This window comes from Romboutsia lituseburensis DSM 797, assembly GCF_900103615.1.
Lineage (GTDB): Bacteria > Bacillota > Clostridia > Peptostreptococcales > Peptostreptococcaceae > Romboutsia_F > Romboutsia_F lituseburensis.
In genome coordinates, this window is sequence record NZ_FNGW01000007.1 from 1 (window position 1) to 18,311 (window position 18,311).

12 protein-coding genes and 2 rRNA genes are annotated in these 18,311 nt (G+C 31.1%); 9 read left to right on the forward strand and 5 right to left on the reverse strand.

Going from position 1 to position 18,311, the window contains the following annotated elements; genetic code table 11:
• The 5 genes from BLP75_RS13130 to BLP75_RS13150 all read left to right on the forward strand — a co-directional run.
• A 23S ribosomal RNA gene (locus BLP75_RS13130) occupies nt 1-168 on the forward strand; the annotation flags it as partial.
• 62 nt (nt 169-230) lie between these two features.
• A 5S ribosomal RNA gene (gene rrf / locus BLP75_RS13135) occupies nt 231-347 on the forward strand.
• A 519-nt stretch (nt 348-866) separates the two neighbouring features.
• Nucleotides 867-2,837: an excinuclease ABC subunit UvrB gene (gene uvrB, locus BLP75_RS13140; protein WP_092726765.1), complete on the forward strand. Its 1,971-nt coding sequence runs from the start codon at nt 867-869 to the stop codon at nt 2,835-2,837.
• On the forward strand, nt 2,838-5,663 hold the full coding sequence (uvrA, locus tag BLP75_RS13145; RefSeq protein ID WP_092726766.1) for an excinuclease ABC subunit UvrA: 2,826 nt from the start codon (nt 2,838-2,840) through the stop codon (nt 5,661-5,663).
• A 97-nt stretch (nt 5,664-5,760) separates the two neighbouring features.
• Nucleotides 5,761-7,290, forward strand: coding sequence for a YfcC family protein (locus tag BLP75_RS13150; RefSeq protein WP_092726768.1), 1,530 nt, complete (start codon nt 5,761-5,763; stop codon nt 7,288-7,290).
• Nucleotides 7,291-7,383: 93 nt separating this feature from the next.
• Here BLP75_RS13150 and BLP75_RS13155 read toward each other — a convergent pair whose 3' ends face one another.
• The 5 genes from BLP75_RS13155 to BLP75_RS13175 are packed head-to-tail and all read right to left on the reverse strand — an operon-like array spanning nt 7,384 to nt 11,754.
• Nucleotides 7,384-8,337 carry an ABC transporter ATP-binding protein gene (locus tag BLP75_RS13155; protein WP_092726769.1) on the reverse strand — a complete coding sequence of 318 codons (954 nt, stop codon included), beginning with the start codon at nt 8,335-8,337 and terminating at the stop codon, nt 7,384-7,386.
• The gene (locus BLP75_RS13160) at nt 8,330-9,355 is read right to left on the reverse strand and encodes an ABC transporter ATP-binding protein (RefSeq protein WP_092726771.1); all 1,026 of its coding nucleotides are present in this window, start codon (nt 9,353-9,355) and stop codon (nt 8,330-8,332) included. The genes BLP75_RS13155 and BLP75_RS13160 overlap by 8 nt, the downstream gene beginning before the upstream one ends.
• Before the next feature lie 21 nt (nt 9,356-9,376).
• Nucleotides 9,377-10,408: an oligopeptide ABC transporter permease gene (opp3C, locus tag BLP75_RS13165; protein WP_092726772.1), complete on the reverse strand. Its 1,032-nt coding sequence runs from the start codon at nt 10,406-10,408 to the stop codon at nt 9,377-9,379.
• 1 nt (nt 10,409) lies between these two features.
• Nucleotides 10,410-11,351 (reverse strand): ABC transporter permease, encoded by a 942-nt coding sequence (locus BLP75_RS13170; protein WP_092726773.1) that lies wholly within the window; start codon nt 11,349-11,351, stop codon nt 10,410-10,412.
• A gap of 40 nt (nt 11,352-11,391) precedes the next feature.
• Nucleotides 11,392-11,754 carry a DUF3899 domain-containing protein gene (locus tag BLP75_RS13175; protein ID WP_092726774.1) on the reverse strand — a complete coding sequence of 121 codons (363 nt, stop codon included), beginning with the start codon at nt 11,752-11,754 and terminating at the stop codon, nt 11,392-11,394.
• A gap of 215 nt (nt 11,755-11,969) precedes the next feature.
• Between BLP75_RS13175 and BLP75_RS13180 the strand changes: the two genes are divergently transcribed.
• The 4 genes from BLP75_RS13180 (at nt 11,970) to hprK (ending at nt 18,287) form a co-directional block, all read left to right on the forward strand.
• Entirely contained in the window at nt 11,970-13,622 is a 1,653-nt protein-coding gene (locus tag BLP75_RS13180; protein WP_092726776.1) for an ABC transporter substrate-binding protein, read from the forward strand.
• 164 nt (nt 13,623-13,786) lie between these two features.
• Nucleotides 13,787-15,424 carry an ABC transporter substrate-binding protein gene (locus BLP75_RS13185; RefSeq protein WP_092726777.1) on the forward strand — a complete coding sequence of 546 codons (1,638 nt, stop codon included), beginning with the start codon at nt 13,787-13,789 and terminating at the stop codon, nt 15,422-15,424.
• A 108-nt stretch (nt 15,425-15,532) separates the two neighbouring features.
• Nucleotides 15,533-17,344, forward strand: a complete 1,812-nt coding sequence (gene uvrC, locus BLP75_RS13190; RefSeq protein WP_092726779.1) for an excinuclease ABC subunit UvrC — start codon at nt 15,533-15,535, stop codon at nt 17,342-17,344.
• A 7-nt stretch (nt 17,345-17,351) separates the two neighbouring features.
• A complete protein-coding gene (gene hprK, locus BLP75_RS13195) occupies nt 17,352-18,287 on the forward strand; it encodes an HPr(Ser) kinase/phosphatase (protein ID WP_092727124.1) in 936 nt (311 codons plus the stop codon).
• Nucleotides 18,288-18,311: the final 24 nt, after the last annotated feature.

Sequence of the window (18,311 nt, forward strand, 5' to 3'; positions counted from 1 at the left end):
TACGGAATGGATAAGCGCTGAAAGCATCTAAGCGCGAAGCCAACTTCAAGATAAGATTTCCCACCGTAAGGGTAAGACCCCAGGAAGACTACCTGGTTGATAGGTCGAAGGTGTAAGTGCAGTAATGTATTTAGCTTATCGATACTAATAGGTCGAGGACTTGACCAATAAATGATTCACTCTAAATGATATACAGTTTTCAGAGTATTAACTCTAAAAAATAAAGATTATGTGGTTATTATAGCAAAGAGGATACACCTGTTCCCATTCCGAACACAGAAGTTAAGCTCTTTAGCGCTGATGGTACTTGGGGGGCGACCCCCTGGGAGAGTAAGACGTAGCCACGTAATCTATTTTTTATTTATAAAATAAATTATAGACTATAAATGATTTTTTCATTTATATAAATATTATGTACTATTTAATCCTAGGAAATTTTCCTAGGATTTTTATTTATAAAAAATTCTATAAAAAATTAAAACAAATGTATATAAAGTTAATATATGGGCATAATTATAATGTAAAACTTAATAAATAAATGAATTACTCAATCTCCCCCATTTTAAAAGGCCTCTATCCCCCATAGAGGCCTTTATTTTATTATATTAAGGTATTATAAATTATCTGGTTTGTGGATAAGTTATAATACCAACTGCTAGGCTTGAGCAACGGACCTGTTTTTTAGGTCGTTGGCGACAGGAGCAAAGCGACTTTTTTATTGTTTAAAACATTAATTTTATATAGGTTGAAATTGACCTATATTGGGTAAAATATCAAAAATAAACAAATTAAAAAATAAATTTATAATTTATGTGATATAATTATACTTATTAAGAACCTATGTTCGTAAAAAAGGAGTGAGATTGATGGATTTTAATTTAAAATCAGATTTTAAGCCTACAGGTGACCAGCCTGAAGCTATAAAATCCATTGTTACAGCTATAAATAATGATGAAAAGTATTCTACACTTTTAGGGGTTACAGGATCAGGTAAAACTTTTACAATGGCAAATATTATACAGGAGACAAAAAAGCCTACATTAATACTTGCTCATAATAAAACTTTAGCAGCTCAATTATATAGTGAGTTCAAAGAATTTTTTCCAGATAATGCAGTAGAATATTTTGTTAGTTATTATGATTACTATCAACCTGAAGCATATGTAGCACATAGTGATACATATATAGAAAAAGATGCTAGCATAAATGATGAAATTGATAAATTAAGACACTCGGCAACAGCATCTATATTAGAGAGAGATGATGTTATTATAATATCTTCTGTTTCATGTATTTATGGTTTAGGAGATCCTGAAGACTATAAAAAACTTATGGTATCTCTAAGACCTGGAATGGAAAAAGATAGAGATGAAGTTATAAAAAAATTAATCGAAATTCAATATGAAAGAAATGATATTAACTTTACAAGAGGTACTTTTAGGGTTAGAGGAGATATTTTAGAAATATTTCCTGCTAACAATGATGAAAAAGCAATCCGTATAGAATTTTTCGGAGACGAAATAGATAGAATAACAGAAATTGATTATGTAACAGGAAAAATTGTAGGAGTTAGAAATCATATAGTTATATTCCCTGCATCTCATTATGTTACAACTCCAGAAAGAGTAGAAAAAGCTATTATTGAAATAGAAAAAGAAGTAGAAGAAAGAATAAACTATTTTAAAGAAAATGATAAGTTAATAGAAGCACAAAGAATAGATCAGAGAACTAGATATGATATTGAAATGTTAAGAGAAATAGGGTTTTGTCAAGGTATAGAAAATTATTCAAGACATATAACGGGTAGAAAACCTGGAGAAAAGCCATATACCTTAATGGATTTCTTTCCAGATGATTATCTAATAATAGTTGATGAATCGCACGTTACAGTACCACAAGTAAGAGGTATGTATGCTGGAGATAGGTCAAGAAAATCGTCTCTTATAGATAATGGATTTAGACTTCCGTCAGCTTATGATAATAGACCTCTAAATTTTGAAGAATTTGAATCAAATATAAATCAAATATTATTTGTTACAGCAACTCCAGGACCTTATGAAATTCAACACTCAACAACAGTAGCAGAACAAATTATAAGACCTACAGGATTACTAGATCCTATAATTGAAGTTAGACCTATAAATAATCAAATAGATAATTTAGTTGTAGAGATTAATAAGATTATAGAAAAGAATGAAAGAGTCTTAATAACAACATTGACTAAAAAAATGAGTGAGGACTTAAGTAACTATTTAAAAGAAATTGGAATAAAAGTTAAGTATTTACATTCAGATATAGATACATTAGAGAGAGTAGAAATAATAAGAGATTTAAGGCTTGGTAAGTTTGATGTATTAGTAGGTATAAACTTACTTAGAGAAGGATTAGATATTCCAGAGGTTTCTTTAGTAGCTATATTAGACGCAGACAAAGAAGGTTTCCTTCGTTCCGAAACTTCATTAATACAAACTATAGGTCGTGCAGCTAGAAACTCAGAAGGTAGAGTTATAATGTATGCAGATAAAATAACTAGATCTATGGAAAGTGCTATAGAAGAAACTAAAAGAAGAAGAGAAATTCAAATGCTTTATAATGAAGAGCATTCAATTACACCTACTACTATTAAAAAGGGTATAAGAAATGCTATAGAAGCTACTACAGTAGCAGATGAAGAGGCTACATATGGAATAAAAGAAACTGATAATATAGATGAAATAAAAGAAAATATTGCGACTCTACAAGCTGAAATGATGGAAGCTGCACAAAACCTACAATTTGAGAGAGCAGCAGAGCTTAGAGATAAAATTAAGCAACTTGAGGAAAGGATTAATATATAAATGGAAAATAAAATTATAATAAAAGGAGCTAAAGAGCATAACTTAAAAAATGTTGATCTAGAGATACCTAGAGATAAGTTTATTGTATTTACAGGATTATCTGGATCAGGTAAATCTTCTTTAGCATTTGATACTATTTATGCTGAAGGCCAAAGACGCTATGTAGAAAGTTTATCTGCATATGCAAGACAATTCTTAGGTCAAATGGAAAAACCAAACGTAGAATATATAGAAGGCTTATCACCTGCTATTTCAATAGACCAAAAAACAACATCTAAAAATCCACGTTCTACAGTTGGTACAGTTACGGAAATTTATGATTATTTAAGATTATTATTTGCAAGAGTGGGAGAAGTTCATTGTCCTACATGCGGTAAATTAATAAGTCAAATGACTATACAGGAGATTGTAGACAAAATGATGGCGTTTGAAGAACGAACAAAGTTACAAATTTTATCTCCTGTTGTTAGAGGTCAAAAGGGAACGCACAAAAAAGTTATAGAAAATGTTAAAAAAGAAGGGTTTGTAAGAATTAGAGTAGATGGAGAAAATTATGAGGTAACAGATGATATAGATTTAAATAAAAATCAAAAACACAACATTGAGGTTGTAGTAGATAGAATTGTAATTAAAGATGGAATAGAAGCAAGATTAGCTGATTCTATAGAAACAGCAGTTAAGTTATCGGACGGTTTAGTTATAGCACAAATAATAGATGGAGATGAGATATTATACTCAACTAAATTTGCATGCCCAGAACATGGTATTGGTATAGAAGAACTATCACCAAGAATGTTTTCATTTAATAGTCCATTTGGAGCTTGTGATAGTTGTAATGGATTAGGTGAAAGTAAAGAAGTTGATCCAGACTTAGTTGTTCCAAATAAGGAATTATCTATAAAACAAGGTGCTATAGTAGCATGGGGATCTGTTGGAACTAATGATGATACATATTATAGCAAAATGGTAAAAAGTTTAGCTGACAAGTTTAATGTGGATTTATCTACACCATTTAAAGATTTACCTGAAGATTTTGTAAACGAGCTATTATATGGACACGATAATGTAATGGTTGAGTTTGTATATGAATCTAAGTATGGTGGAAACAGATTATACAAGGCTCCATTTGAAGGTGTAATAGTAAATTTAGAAAGAAGATATAGAGAAACTAATTCAGAGTATTCTAGAGATAAAATAGAAGAATTTATGGCAGAGAAACCTTGCCCTAAATGTAAGGGAGCAAGACTAAGAAAAGAGGTACTATCTGTACTAGTTGATAACAAAAATATAATGGATGTAACTGATTTTTCAGTTAATGAACTAATAAGTTATATAGAAAATATAAACTTAAGTGAAAAACAAAAGTTTATAGCTCACGAAATCTTAAAAGAAATAAAAGGAAGAGCATCTTTCTTAAGAGATGTAGGATTAGACTATCTTAATTTATCTAGGAAAGCAGGTACTTTATCAGGAGGAGAAGCTCAACGTATAAGACTTGCAACTCAAATAGGATCAGCTCTAGTTGGAGTCTTATATGTTCTTGATGAGCCAAGTATAGGTCTTCATCAAAGAGATAATGATAGATTAATAGGAACTTTAAGACATTTAACAAACATAGGTAACACTTTAATAGTAGTGGAACATGATGAAGATACTATGAAAGAAGCAGACTATATTATTGATATTGGACCAGGTGCAGGTGTTCACGGTGGAGAAATTGTAGCTCAAGGTACCCTTGAAGAAATACTAGAAAATCCAAACTCTATAACAGGTCAGTATTTAAGTGGGAAAAAACAAATTCAAATACCAGAGGAAACTAGAGAAGGTAATGGACAATACATTGAAATAGTTAAAGCTACTGAAAATAACTTAAAAAATATAAATGTTAAATTCCCATTAGGTAAATTTACTTGTATAACAGGAGTATCTGGTTCAGGAAAGAGTACATTAATAAATGATATATTATACAAAGGTATAGCAAGTAAGGTAAATAGATTAAGAGAAAGACCAGGTAAACATAAGGAAATTAAGGGGATAGAAAATATAGATAAAGTAATAAATATAGATCAAAGTCCTATAGGAAGAACTCCTCGTTCAAACCCAGCTACTTATACAGGTGTGTTTGATATGATAAGAGATTTATTTGCATCTACTAATGAAGCTAAAGCTAGAGGATATCAAAAAGGAAGATTTAGTTTTAACGTAAAAGGTGGTAGATGTGAGGCTTGTAAGGGTGATGGTATTATTAAGATAGAGATGCATTTCTTGCCAGATGTATACGTGCCGTGTGAAGTATGTAAAGGTGAGAGATATAATAGGGAAACATTACAGGTTAAATATAAGGATAAAACTATAGCTGATATTTTGGATATGAATGTAGAAGAAGCTCTTAATTTCTTTGAGAACATACCTAATATAAGAAGAAAGCTTGAAACATTAATGGATGTAGGTCTTTCTTATATAAAATTAGGACAACCATCTACTCAATTATCAGGAGGAGAAGCACAAAGAATAAAATTAGCAACTGAATTAAGTAAGAGGCCTACAGGTAAAACTTTATATATACTGGATGAGCCTACAACTGGTCTTCATATAGCAGATGTAGATAAATTAATTCAAGTATTACAAAGATTAGCTGATACAGGTAATAGCATAGTAGTTATAGAACATAATTTAGATGTTATAAAAACTTGTGATTATATAATTGATTTAGGACCAGAAGGTGGAGATAAAGGTGGTAAAATTGTTGCTACAGGTACGCCTAAAGAAGTCTCAAATGTAGAAGGATCTTATACTGGAATGTTTTTAAAAAAATACTTTAATTAAGTCAAAAAACAAAGAAAAATAAATTTATATAAAGGATTATTTTAAACCTTGAAGAATAGGTAAGATATCTAAAAAATTTTATAAAGGGGATGATTGAGTGTCATCAAAAAAGAAATTTAAGTTTTCATTTCCAACAGCTTATACTGTAACACTTATAGTTATGCTATTGGTTTTAGGTCTTACCTATATTATACCTTCAGGAAAGTATGCTAAATTACTTTATAATGCTGAGACTAATGTATTTTCAGTGGAGTCATCGACAGGTGAAATTACTGAAAAAGAAGCAACACAGAAAACACTTGATGAACTTGGGGTAAAAATTAATTTAAGTAAGTTCACAGATGGATCTATAAGTAAGCCTGTTGCAATTCCAGGTACTTACGAACAATTAGAAAAAGAAAAAACTAATGTATTTAAGGCAGTAATTACATTTTTAAATGCACCAGTTCAAGGCCTATATGATTCTATAGATATTATAGCATTTGTATTAGTAATAGGTGGAATAGTTGGTGTAATAAACAAAACAGGATCATTTACAGCAGGAATAAGTGCACTATCAAGAAGCTTAAAAGGTAGAGAAGCTTGGTTAATAGTTATAATAACAGTTCTTATAGGAATAGGAGGCACAACCTTTGGATTAGCAGAAGAGACTATAGCATTTTATCCAATTGTTGTTCCCATATTCTTGGCAGCTGGGTATGATGCCTTAGTTGCTATAGCAGCTATATATCTAGGATCATGTATGGGGACAATGGCATCAACAGTAAATCCATTCTCAACAGTTATAGCATCAAATACAGCAGGTATAGATTTTACAAGTGGTATGGCTATAAGACTATTTATGTTGGTGGTAGGTCTTATTGTCTGTGTTGTATATACCGTTAGATATGCTGAAAAGGTTAAAAAAGACCCAACTCAATCTTTAATTTATTCACAAAAACAAGATTTAGAAAATCAATTTTTAAAAGCTCATAATGAAGGTGAAATACCGGAATTTACATGGGCAAGAAAACTTATGTTAATAATATTTGCGGTTTCATTTGTAGTTATGGTATATGGTGTTAAAGAATTAGGATGGTGGTTTAAAGAAATGACAGCTCTATTCCTATTTGTAACATTCATATTAGCATTCATCTCAGGTCTTAAGGAAGAAGAGTTTGTTTCAGAATTTGTATCAGGGGCTGGTGAGCTATTAGGTGTTGCATTAATAATAGGTATAGCTCGTGGTGTTACAATAATCATGGATGGTGGTATGATAAGTGATACTATTTTAAATAGCTTAAGCAACTTAGTATCAAGCATGAGTGGAGTTATTTTCTCTACGGTAATGTTCTTAGTTTATATAGTACTAGGATTCTTTATTTCTTCATCTTCTGGATTAGCAGTGCTATCAATGCCTATAATGGCACCTCTTGCAGATGTTGTTGGAGTAAATAGGGATATTATAGTAAGTGCTTACCAATTTGGACAAGGTCTTATAGGATTTATAACACCTACAGGATTAATACTTGCATCTTTGGCGATGGTAAATGTAACTTATGATAAATGGCTGAAATTCGTTACTCCTTTGATAGTAATAATTTCTATAATTTCCATAGTAGTTTTAGGAGTAGGAGTAATTATATAAATACAAAAAATAGGTAGATTTTAATCTACCTATTTTTTATTTTCATATAATATATATTCAAAGGAAAAGAATATTTGTTTTTCATAAATTGGTTTATGCATTAGATTCTTTTGCTGAAAGTTCTTTTTCATATTGAACTAGCTCAGTTTTAGATGCATATATGAAATGACCAGGTCTTATTTCTACCCATTCAGGACTTTCAGTAGAGTAGTCATGCATATTAGGGTCATATTTTATACGTGTTCTTCCTTTTTCATAGTCGGGATCAGGAAGTGGTATAGCGGATAATAATGATTTTGTATAAGGATGTAGTGGATTTTCATAAAGTTCATCAGCAGTAGTCAATTCAACTAATTTACCCCTATGCATAACACCTATTCTATCACTTATATATTTTACCATTGAAAGGTCATGAGCTATAAATAAATAAGTAAGACCATTTTCCTTTTGTAACTTTCTAAGAAGATTAACAACTTGAGCTTGAATAGATACGTCAAGTGCAGATATAGGCTCATCGGCAATTATAAACTTTGGCTCTATAGCTAATGCACGAGCTATTCCTATACGTTGTCTTTGTCCTCCAGAGAACTCATGAGGATATCTACTGGCATGTTGTTCATTAAGACCAACAGTTTTTAATAGATCATAAACCTTTTTAGTTCTTTCTTCTTTACTTTTACATAAGCCATGTATATCTAGACCTTCAGCTATTATATCTGCTACAGTCATACGAGGGTTTAGACAAGCCATTGGATCCTGGAATATCATTTGCATGTTTTTATTAACATGATGCCTATCTGATCTACTTAATTTTTTAGCAGATATATTTTTTCCATCAAACATAACTTCTCCAGCAGTAGGATCATAAAGACGAATAATAGCTCTTCCAGTAGTAGACTTACCAGATCCAGACTCACCAACTAATCCAAATGTTTCACCTTCATATATATGAAAAGATACATCATCAACAGCCTTTACAGTTGTATTTCTATTAACTTTAAAATGTTGTTTTAAATTTTTTACTTCAAGTAATATCTTTTTACTCATCTACATTCACCTTCCTTCTTTCAATGTTTAAAGGTCGCTCAACCTTCTTAGCTAATGGATGTAATAGCCAAGTGGCAGCATAGTGAGTATCACTTATTTTAAACATTGGTGGCTCTGCTAAATGGTCTAACTTAATAGCAAATTCACTACGAAGAGCGAATGCATCTCCTTTAGGTGGATTCATTAAATCAGGAGGAGTACCTGGTATGTTATATAAATCATTATCTCCTATATCTAAAGTAGGCATAGAACCTAAAAGACCCCAAGTATATGGATGTTGAGGATTATAGAATATATCATCTGAAGTACCATATTCTATAATTTTTCCAGCATACATAACAGCAACTCTGTCAGCCATATTAGCAACAACTCCAAGGTCATGAGTTATAAATATAACAGCTACACCAGTATGAGCTTGTAAATCTTTTATAAGTTCTAGTATTTGAGCCTGTATAGTAACATCAAGAGCAGTAGTAGGTTCGTCTGCAATTAATATCTTTGGATTACAGGCTAATGATATTGCTATTACAATACGTTGTCTCATACCTCCAGAAAATTGGTGAGGATACTGTTTAAATCTTTTTTCTGGTTCAGATATACCAACCAAGCTTATAAGTTCTATAGCCTTCAATTTTGCTTCTTCTTTACTAAGTCCTTGATGTTTTATAATTGGTTCCATAATTTGTTTACCAATAGTCATTGTAGGGTTTAAAGAAGTCATTGGATCTTGGAATATCATAGCTATATCTTTACCTCTAACTTTCTCCATTTCCCTCTCACTAAGTTTTGTTAAATCTCTATTTTCAAATAAAATTTCTCCATCTTTTATAAATCCATTAGCAGATAATATTCTCATTATAGTTTTACAGGCAACAGATTTACCAGAACCTGACTCACCAACTATAGCTAGAGTTTCTCCTTTATGTAGATCAAATGTAACTCCCCTAACAGCTTGAACCTCCCCGCCGTAAGTACCGAAGTTAACACATAGGTTTTTTACTTCTAGTAATTTTTCCAATTAATTCATCTCCCTTACTAATTATTGATTACGCATTTTTGGGTCAACAGCATCTCTTAAACCATCTGCTAATAAGTTAAGGCTGAATATTAATAAACAAACAACAGTAGATGGTATAAGCATCATGTACGGATAGTTTTGTAATGCTTGGTAACCTTCATTTATTAATACACCTAGTGATGCTTGAGGTGGTTGTAGACCTAAACCTATGAAACTTAAGAAAGCTTCGTAGAATATAGCACTTGGTAATGAGAACATAATCATTACAACTATTTGACCAATAACGTTAGGGAAAAGATGTTTAAGTATAAGTCTAAAATCAGAAGAACCTAAAGTTTTAGAAGCTAAAACAAACTCTTGATTTTTAAGTCTTAATACATGAGAACGAACAACCCTCGCCATTCCAGTCCATCCAGATACAGCCATCGCTAGAGATATAGAGAGTATACCTGGATCAAATACCATTATAAACAGTGTAACTATAACAAGTTGAGGAATACCAGTTATAATCTCTATTATACGCTGCATGATAAGGTCAACTTTTCCACCATAGTATCCAGAGATACCACCGTAAGTAACACCAATTAGTAAATCAAATACAGCTGCTAATACAGCTATAAATAAAGAAACTCTTGCACCAGTCCATGTACGAGTCCAGATATCACGTCCTAAAGAATCTGTACCGAACAAGTATTTTTCTTGGATATTTTTTTCTTTATAAACATCAACACCATTAGAGTTTTTACCATTCATGATACCTAGAGAAGATACAATAGGCATGTTGGGTGGAACTTTAGTGTGTCTTATATTTTGAGTTTTATAATCAAATTTAGAGAACATAGGAGCAAGTATTGCCATTAGAACTATACAAGTTAAAATTATTAAACCAGCAACTGCTCCTGGATTTTTAAATAATCTTTTTCTGGCATCTTGCCAGAAAGTTAAACTAGGTCTAGAAATAGCTTCATTATCTCCAGTTTCTGCAAGGGCAGATTCGAATAACTCAGGAGTTAATTTAACTTCTTGACCATCAATCATAACTTTATCAACCATCTTAATTACCTCCTGCTAAACGTATTCTAGGGTCTATTACACCATAAAGAATATCTACTATTAATATAACTACAATATAGAATGCACTATAAAGTATAGCTACACCAGATATTACAAATAAATCATTAGTGTTTATAGCATTAACCAGTAAATCACCAATGCCAGGAACTGCAAAGACTTTTTCAACAACTAATGAACCTGTAAGTAATCCAGCTGCAAGAGGTCCTAAAACAGTTATAACAGGTATTAAAGCATTTCTAAGAGCATGTTTTAATATAACAGTGGCTTTGCTTAAACCTTTTGCTTTTGCAGTAACTATGTAGTCGGAGTTTAAAACTTCTACTAGCTCAGTTCTAGTAAAACGTGCAACATTTGATATAGTAAAGAATGATAAAGCTAAAGACGGTAACACTGTCCATACATACCTAAAATCAGATCCTAAAGGAACACCCCACGTTATAGGTAATAGACTCATTTTGCTTGCTATATATAGCTGTAGTGTGGCTGCAAATACGAAAGACGGAACTGATACCCCTACAACTGATAAAATGGTACATAGATAATCCCAAATAGTATTACGTTTAAGTGCTGCAACTATACCAAGAGCTAAACCTACAATAGTACCGAATACTAAAGATTGAGCACCAAGCATAGCAGATGGGCCTATACGTATTTTTATAATATCTTCAACTTTTTGGTTAGCATTTTTAAAAGATGTACCTAACTTACCTTGGAAAACACCAGTTAAGTATTTAAAGTATTGAACAGGTACGGGCTTATCTAGTCCATATTGTGCCTCTAATTGTTCAATTTGTTGCGCATTTAGTTTTTGATCATTGAATGGAGTTCCTGGAAGAAGTCTTACCAAGAAAAAAGTAACAGATATAACAACAAAAAGTGTTATAAACATGTACATAATACGTTTCATCACATAGCGAAACACCGCTAATCCCCCCTTTTAATAATAAAATAGTTTTTTATATCTATGATATAGAAATAAAACTTATGCCAATAGATATAGCCGAAATTAATAAACCAGAGAAAAGTAAATTATATGTAAGAAAAAAATTGTTTTCTCTATTTATAAAATCATCTATTGTAATATCGGCATCATCACACAATACTCCCCTTTTCTTTTGTAGCTGTTGTCCCAGCTTATTGAATGCGAATATGGTGATGTTGAAAAATCCTTTTTCCCATACAAAGCACATTAGACCAAATAAGAAGTAAATCATGCCTATGATAAAAGCGCAGTTTAAAAAGGAATACTTACTAAAACCGCTAAAAATGGCGTAAATTGTACTAATTATTCCGTCAAATGCAAGTAAGGTTAAAAAATGTTTCATAATGTCACCGCCTTCGAAAATATTTATTAGTCTAATTGTAATGTCATATTAAAGTAATTTCAAGTTAAAATAAAAAAATTTATAAAATTTTTTTTATTTAGATAAAAATCAAAAAATTAAAAAAAATAAATGACTTTTAATCAAAAATGCTATACAATAAATTTTAAATATATGAGTTTATTTGTTTAGAAAGAAAAAATGGGAGGGTGAGTATTATGTTTTTAAAAAGAAAAATAACAGTAATGGCAACAGTGGCATTATTAAGTTCAAGTTTACTAGCTGGATGTAGTAGTTCAGGTGGTGGCACAGGATCAAGTGGCGGAGGCGGAGCTGCTACTGCCGAAGAAGTGCTAGCAAATAAAAATGCAAGAGCTGCTCTGTCAATGGCTATAGATAAGCAAGCTTTGTGTGATGTTATATTAAATAATGGGTCTATACCTTCAAATACATACACACCTAAAAAGCTAGCTTTGAATGAAGGTAAAGATTATACAGATCTTCTTAAAGATGCAGGATATAGTTATAACGAAGAAGCTGCAAAAGAAGCATGGGCTAAAGCTAAGGAAGAGGTTGGATTTGATACAGTTGAATTAGAATTCTTAACATTTGACCATGACTCAGGTAAAAGAACAGGTGAATTTGTTCAAGGTGAATTAGCAGACTTAGAAGGTTTAACTGTAAAAGTTACTAATTTACCATTTAAGCAAAAACTAGCAAGAGAAACTAAAGGAGATTTTGATTTTTCTTTCACAGGATGGGGAGCAGATTATCCAGATCCATTAACATTCCTATCAACAATGCAAAAAGGTGGTCAATATGCCAATCAAGTAGGATATGCTAATGAGGATTTTAATAAATTAATGGCAGAAGCTAAAAAGCTTCCAACAGCAGATGGTTACAAGAAATATGCAGAAGCAGAAAAAATAATGTTAGAGGATGCATACTTAGCTCCATTGTTCCAAAAAGGAGCTTCTTATTTAGAAAAAGATTATGTATCTGGAATAGTAAACAATACTTGGGGAGCAGATTTTACTTACACATATGCTGATGTAAATAAACCTGAAAAAGTTCTAAACTTAGCTACATCATCAGATATACCTACTTTAGATATAAGTAAAGCAACTGATCAATCATCTTTCCAAACTGTAAATAGTACAATGGAGGGATTAACAAGAATAGATGAAAAAGGTAATGTTAAACCAGGTGTAGCAGAAAAATGGCAAGCATCAGAAGATGGATTAACTTGGACTTTTAATTTAAGAAAAAATTCAACATGGTCAGATGGAACTCCAGTAACTGCTAAAGATTTTGAATATTCTTGGAAGAGAACTTTAAATCCAGAAACAGCATCTGAATATGCATATATAATGGACGATATAGTAGGAGCAACAGACGTTGCTGATAAAGGTGTAGATGGAGTAGGAGTAAAAGCATTAGATGACTATACTTTAGAAGTTAAATTAAATAGACCGGTGCCATATTTCCCACAATTAATGTCATTCCAGGTATTCTATCCACAAAGCCAAGCATTTGTTGAAAAATGTGGAGAAAAATATGGAACAAAAGCAGAATATCAATTATATAATGGACCATTTACATTAACAAGTTGGAAAATGGAAGACCAATTTAGCATGGATAAAAACCCTAACTATTGGGATGCAGAAAATGTTAAATTAAATAAAATAAATACAAAAGTAGTTAAAGAAACAGGAGCAGAGGTTAATCTATATAATGATGGGCAAATAGATAGAGCCGCTTTAACTTCTGATTATGTTGATAAATATAAAGACAGTAAAGACTTTAAAACAAGAGAATCTGCTTCTACATTTATGTTACAAATAAATGGTGGAAAAGGAGCTAAAAAATAAAATAATAGTTAGATAACTTAATATGCGCATAGCCATTAGTAGATAATTCTATACAGGCTATGCGCTTTTTATATATAAATTAATAAATATAGATGGGTACATGCATAAATGTACTAAAAAGTCATATGTATAATAAACAATAAATTTATAGGGGGATAATAAATATGTTTTTAAAAAGAAAATTAACAGTAATGACGACTATAGCACTAATTGGCTCGAGTTTGCTTGTGGGGTGTAGTGGATCGGGAAATACAAGTTCAGGATCAAAAACAGCTACGTCAGCACAAGTGTTAGATAATGAAAATGCTAGAGCAGCAATAGCTATGTCAATAGATAAGCAATCTTATTGTGATGTTATACTAAATAACGGATCAAAGACGATGGATAGATTTACACCTTTAAAATTAGCACTAGATAACGGAAAAGACTATGCTGACCTTACAGAGGGAATGGGTTATTCATATAATGAAGAAAAGGCTAAAGAAGCTTGGGATAAAGCCAAGAAAGAAGTTGGATTTGATACAACAGAAATGGAAATTATAACATATGATCATGATTTAGGCAAAAGAACAGGAGAGTTTATTCAATCAGAGTTATCAGACTTAGAGGGTCTAACAGTAAAGGTTACTAATTTGCCATTTAAGCAAAAACTAGATAGAGAGACTAAAGGTAAATTTGATATATCATTTTCGGGATGGGGAGCTGATTATCCAGATCCTTTAACTTTCTTATCTACAATGGAAACTGGAAATCAATTTTCAAAGCAAGTAGGTTATGATAATAAAGAATATAATAAATTAATAGAAGAAGCTAAAAAGCTTCCAACAGCAGAAGGATATAAAAAATATGCAGAAGCTGAAAAAATGATGCTAGAAGATGCATACTTAGCTCCAATATATCAAAAATCTGTAGCTTACTTAGAAAAAGATTATGTATCAGGAATAGTTAATAACTCTTGGGGTGCAGATTACACATACACATATGCAGATGTAAATAAACCAGAAAAAGTTTTAAATCTATCAACTACGGCAGATATACCTTCTATGGATATTAGCAAATCAACAGATCAACAATCATTCCAAGTTATGAATACTACAATGGAAGGATTAATAAGAGTAGATGAGAAGGGTAAAGCTCAACCTGGGGTAGCAGAAAAATGGGAAGTTTCTGAAGATGGGCTAACTTGGACTTTCCATTTAAGAAAAAATTCCATATGGTCAGATAAGACTCCGGTAACTGCTAAGGATTTTGAATATTCTTGGAAGAGAACTTTAACACCTGAAACAGCATCTGAATATTCTTATATAATGAATGACATAAAAGGAGCAATGGAAGTAGTAGATAAAGGGGTAGAAGGTGTAGGAGTAAAAGCGATAGATGATTATACTTTAGAAGTGAAATTAGTTAGACCAGTACCATATTTCCCACAATTAACATCATTCCAAGTATTCTTCCCACAAAAACAAGCATTTGTTGAAAAGTGTGGAGCAAAATATGGAACAGCAGCTGAGTATCAACTTTATAATGGACCATTTACATTGACAAGTTGGAAAATGGAAGATCAATATGTAATGTCAAAAAATCCTACTTACTGGGATGCATCTAATGTTAAATTAGAAAAAATAAATACAAAAGTAGTTAAGGATACAGGGGCAGAAGTTAACTTATATGAAGATGGCCAAATAGATAGAGCAGTATTAAGCTCAGACTTTGTAGATAAATATAAAGATAGTAAAGAACTTAAAACAAGAGAAACAGCAACTACTTTTATGCTACAAATAAATGGATCAAACCATAAATAAGCATTAAAATATAAAGCGAATAACTGACATATATAAACTATGTTGGTTATTCGTTTTTTTGGTTTTGGGGTATAATTAAATTATAATCATTAATTCGGAGGTGAGAATTTGTTTGATATACAAGAACATTTAAAGCAACTGCCAGCTCAGCCTGGAGTTTATTTAATGAAGGATAAAAATGGACAAGTTATATACGTGGGAAAAGCAATATCATTAAAAAATAGAGTAAGACAATATTTCCAGTCATCTAAAAATCACTCATCTAAAGTTGTTTCTATGGTAAAACATATAAAAAGCTTTGAATATATAATAACAGATTCAGAGTTAGAAGCTTTAATATTGGAGTGTAATTTGATAAAACAATATAGACCTAAATATAATGTTTTATTAAGAGATGATAAAACATATCCTTATATAAAAGTAACAACAAATGAGGACTTTCCACGTGTGTTAAAAGTGAGGAGAGTGTCAAAGGATAAGGCAAAATACTTTGGACCTTATACGAATACATCAGCAGTAAATGACACCCTAGAAATTATAAGAAATACTTATCCTATTAGGACTTGTAATATAGATATAGATAGAGCTATTAAAAATAATATGAGACCGTGTTTAAATATGCATATAAAAAAATGTGTGGGACCTTGTACAGGAAATGTTAATAAAGATGAATATAATAAAATGGTAGAAGAGATTATATTATTTCTATCAGGTAAAGAGGAAAAATTAATAGAACTTTTAAAAGAAAAGATGAATAAATGTGCCATAGATTTTAATTTTGAAGATGCAGCTATGTATAGAGATAAAATTAGAAGCTTAGAAGAAATGATGCAAAAACAAAAGATTGATGCTACTACATCAGATTTAAATCAAGATATTATAGCTATGGCGAGAGCTCATGACGAGGCATGTGTACAAGTTTTCTTTATAAGAAATGGAAAGATAGTAGGAAGAGAACATTTTATATTAGAAGGCGTAATGGAAAGCTCAAGAGAATCTATATTAGGTTCATTTGTAAAGCAGTTTTATATGGAGCAAGAATATATACCTAAAGAGCTAATAATAGAAGATGAAATAGAGGATAGCTTTATTTTAGAGGAATGGCTATCAGCTAAAAAAGGTCAAAAGGTAACTATTAGAGTACCACAAAAGGGAGAGAAAAAAAGCCTAGTCGAAATGGTAAGAAAAAATGCAGTAGAATACTTAGAAAAATTTTCAGATTTGAATAAAAGAAAGTATGAAAAAAGTATTGGTGCATTAGATGAATTAAAAGAAATTTTAAAATTAGAAGAAGCACCAAAAAGAATAGAATCATTTGATATATCAAATATACAGGGAGTAGATTCTATTGGATCGATGGTTGTATTTACTGATGGGAAAAAAGATAAAAAAGAATATAGAAGATATAAAATTAAAACTGTTATAGGGCCAAATGATTATGACTCTATGGCAGAGATTGTAGAGAGAAGGCTAAAATATGGCAATTTTCCAGATTTAATTCTTTTAGATGGTGGAAAAGGACAAGTTAGTGCTGTAAAAAAAGTGTTGCAAGCAAATGGTGTAGAAATTCCTCTGTGGGGAATGTATAAGGACGATAAACATAGAACAAAAGGACTTATTTCCCAGGAAAAGGAGATAGAGTTAGATAAAACATCTAATTTGTATAGATTTGTCGCAAGCATTCAAGAAGAAGTTCATAATTATGCAATAACATACCACCGAAGTTTAAGAAATAAATCTTTGACAAAATCAGTATTAGATGATATACAAGGAATAGGAGAAAAAAGAAAAAAAGCGCTATTAAATCACTTTAAGGATATTGAAGCTATAAAAAAAGCTACTTTTGAAGAACTACTAGAAGTAGAGGGGATGAATAAAGCTTCTTGTGAAAGTGTATATAATTTTTTCAGAAAGGGATAAATATAACATGAATTCAATTGATAAAGTTTCAATCAGAGATATGATAAAAGATTTAGATCTATACCCATTATATATGCCTGAAGGTAAAGATTTTTATGTATATTCTCAAGATATAAACAGACCAGGTCTTCAATATGCTGGTTATTTTGAACATTTTCCTTATGATAGAATACAGATAGTAGGAAAAGCAGAATATAATTATTTTAGTTATATAGATGAAGAAACTAGAAGTGACGTTTTAGATAAATTCTTTGCTCATGAAATTCCAGCAATGATAGTAACTAGGGACTTAGAAGTAAGACCCGATGTTATTAAGTATGCTAAAAAGTATGAAAGACCTATTTTGACTACAAAAAGAAATACAACTAGATTTATAAACAGATTATCTAATTATTTAGATGATAGATTGGCTCCTCACACAACGCTACATGGGGTTTTAGTGGATGTATATGGTATAGGTGTTCTTATAAAAGGAGAAAGTAGTATAGGAAAATCTGAGACAGCTTTAGAATTAGTTCAAAGAGGACATAGATTAGTAGCTGATGATGCTGTTGAAATAAGAAAATTAGATGAAAGTATGCTTTTAGGACAGTCTCCAGAACTACTTAGACATTTCTTAGAAATAAGAGGTATAGGTATAATAGATGTTAGAAGTTTATATGGAGTAGGGGCAGTTAAAAATACAAAAACAATAGACTTAGTAGTACATTTAGAATCTTGGGATGAAGATAAATATTACGATAGATTAGGTTTAGATAAAGAGTATGAAGAAATACTAGATATCAATATCGAAAAACTAGTAGTACCAGTTAAGCCTGGAAGAAATACAGCTATGGTAATAGAAGTTGCAGCTATGAACTTCAGACAAAAAGGAATGGGCTATGATGCAGCTCAAGAATTTACAAAGAAATTATCTAATTTAATAGATACAAAAAATAAATAACAAAAACAATAAAGGATTAACTTA

What these genes read in the sequence shown, in the direction of transcription:
- opp3C (WP_092726772.1), bottom strand. Translation starts at nt 10,408, where the DNA reads ATGGTTGATAAAGTTATGATTGATGGTCAAGAAGTTAAATTAACTCCT.
- BLP75_RS13155 (WP_092726769.1), bottom strand. Translation starts at nt 8,337, where the DNA reads ATGAGTAAAAAGATATTACTTGAAGTAAAAAATTTAAAACAACATTTT.
- uvrA (WP_092726766.1), top strand. Translation starts at nt 2,838, where the DNA reads ATGGAAAATAAAATTATAATAAAAGGAGCTAAAGAGCATAACTTAAAA.
- BLP75_RS13175 (WP_092726774.1), bottom strand. Translation starts at nt 11,754, where the DNA reads ATGAAACATTTTTTAACCTTACTTGCATTTGACGGAATAATTAGTACA.
- BLP75_RS13185 (WP_092726777.1), top strand. Translation starts at nt 13,787, where the DNA reads ATGTTTTTAAAAAGAAAATTAACAGTAATGACGACTATAGCACTAATT.
- BLP75_RS13180 (WP_092726776.1), top strand. Translation starts at nt 11,970, where the DNA reads ATGTTTTTAAAAAGAAAAATAACAGTAATGGCAACAGTGGCATTATTA.
- hprK (WP_092727124.1), top strand. Translation starts at nt 17,352, where the DNA reads ATGAATTCAATTGATAAAGTTTCAATCAGAGATATGATAAAAGATTTA.
- uvrB (WP_092726765.1), top strand. Translation starts at nt 867, where the DNA reads ATGGATTTTAATTTAAAATCAGATTTTAAGCCTACAGGTGACCAGCCT.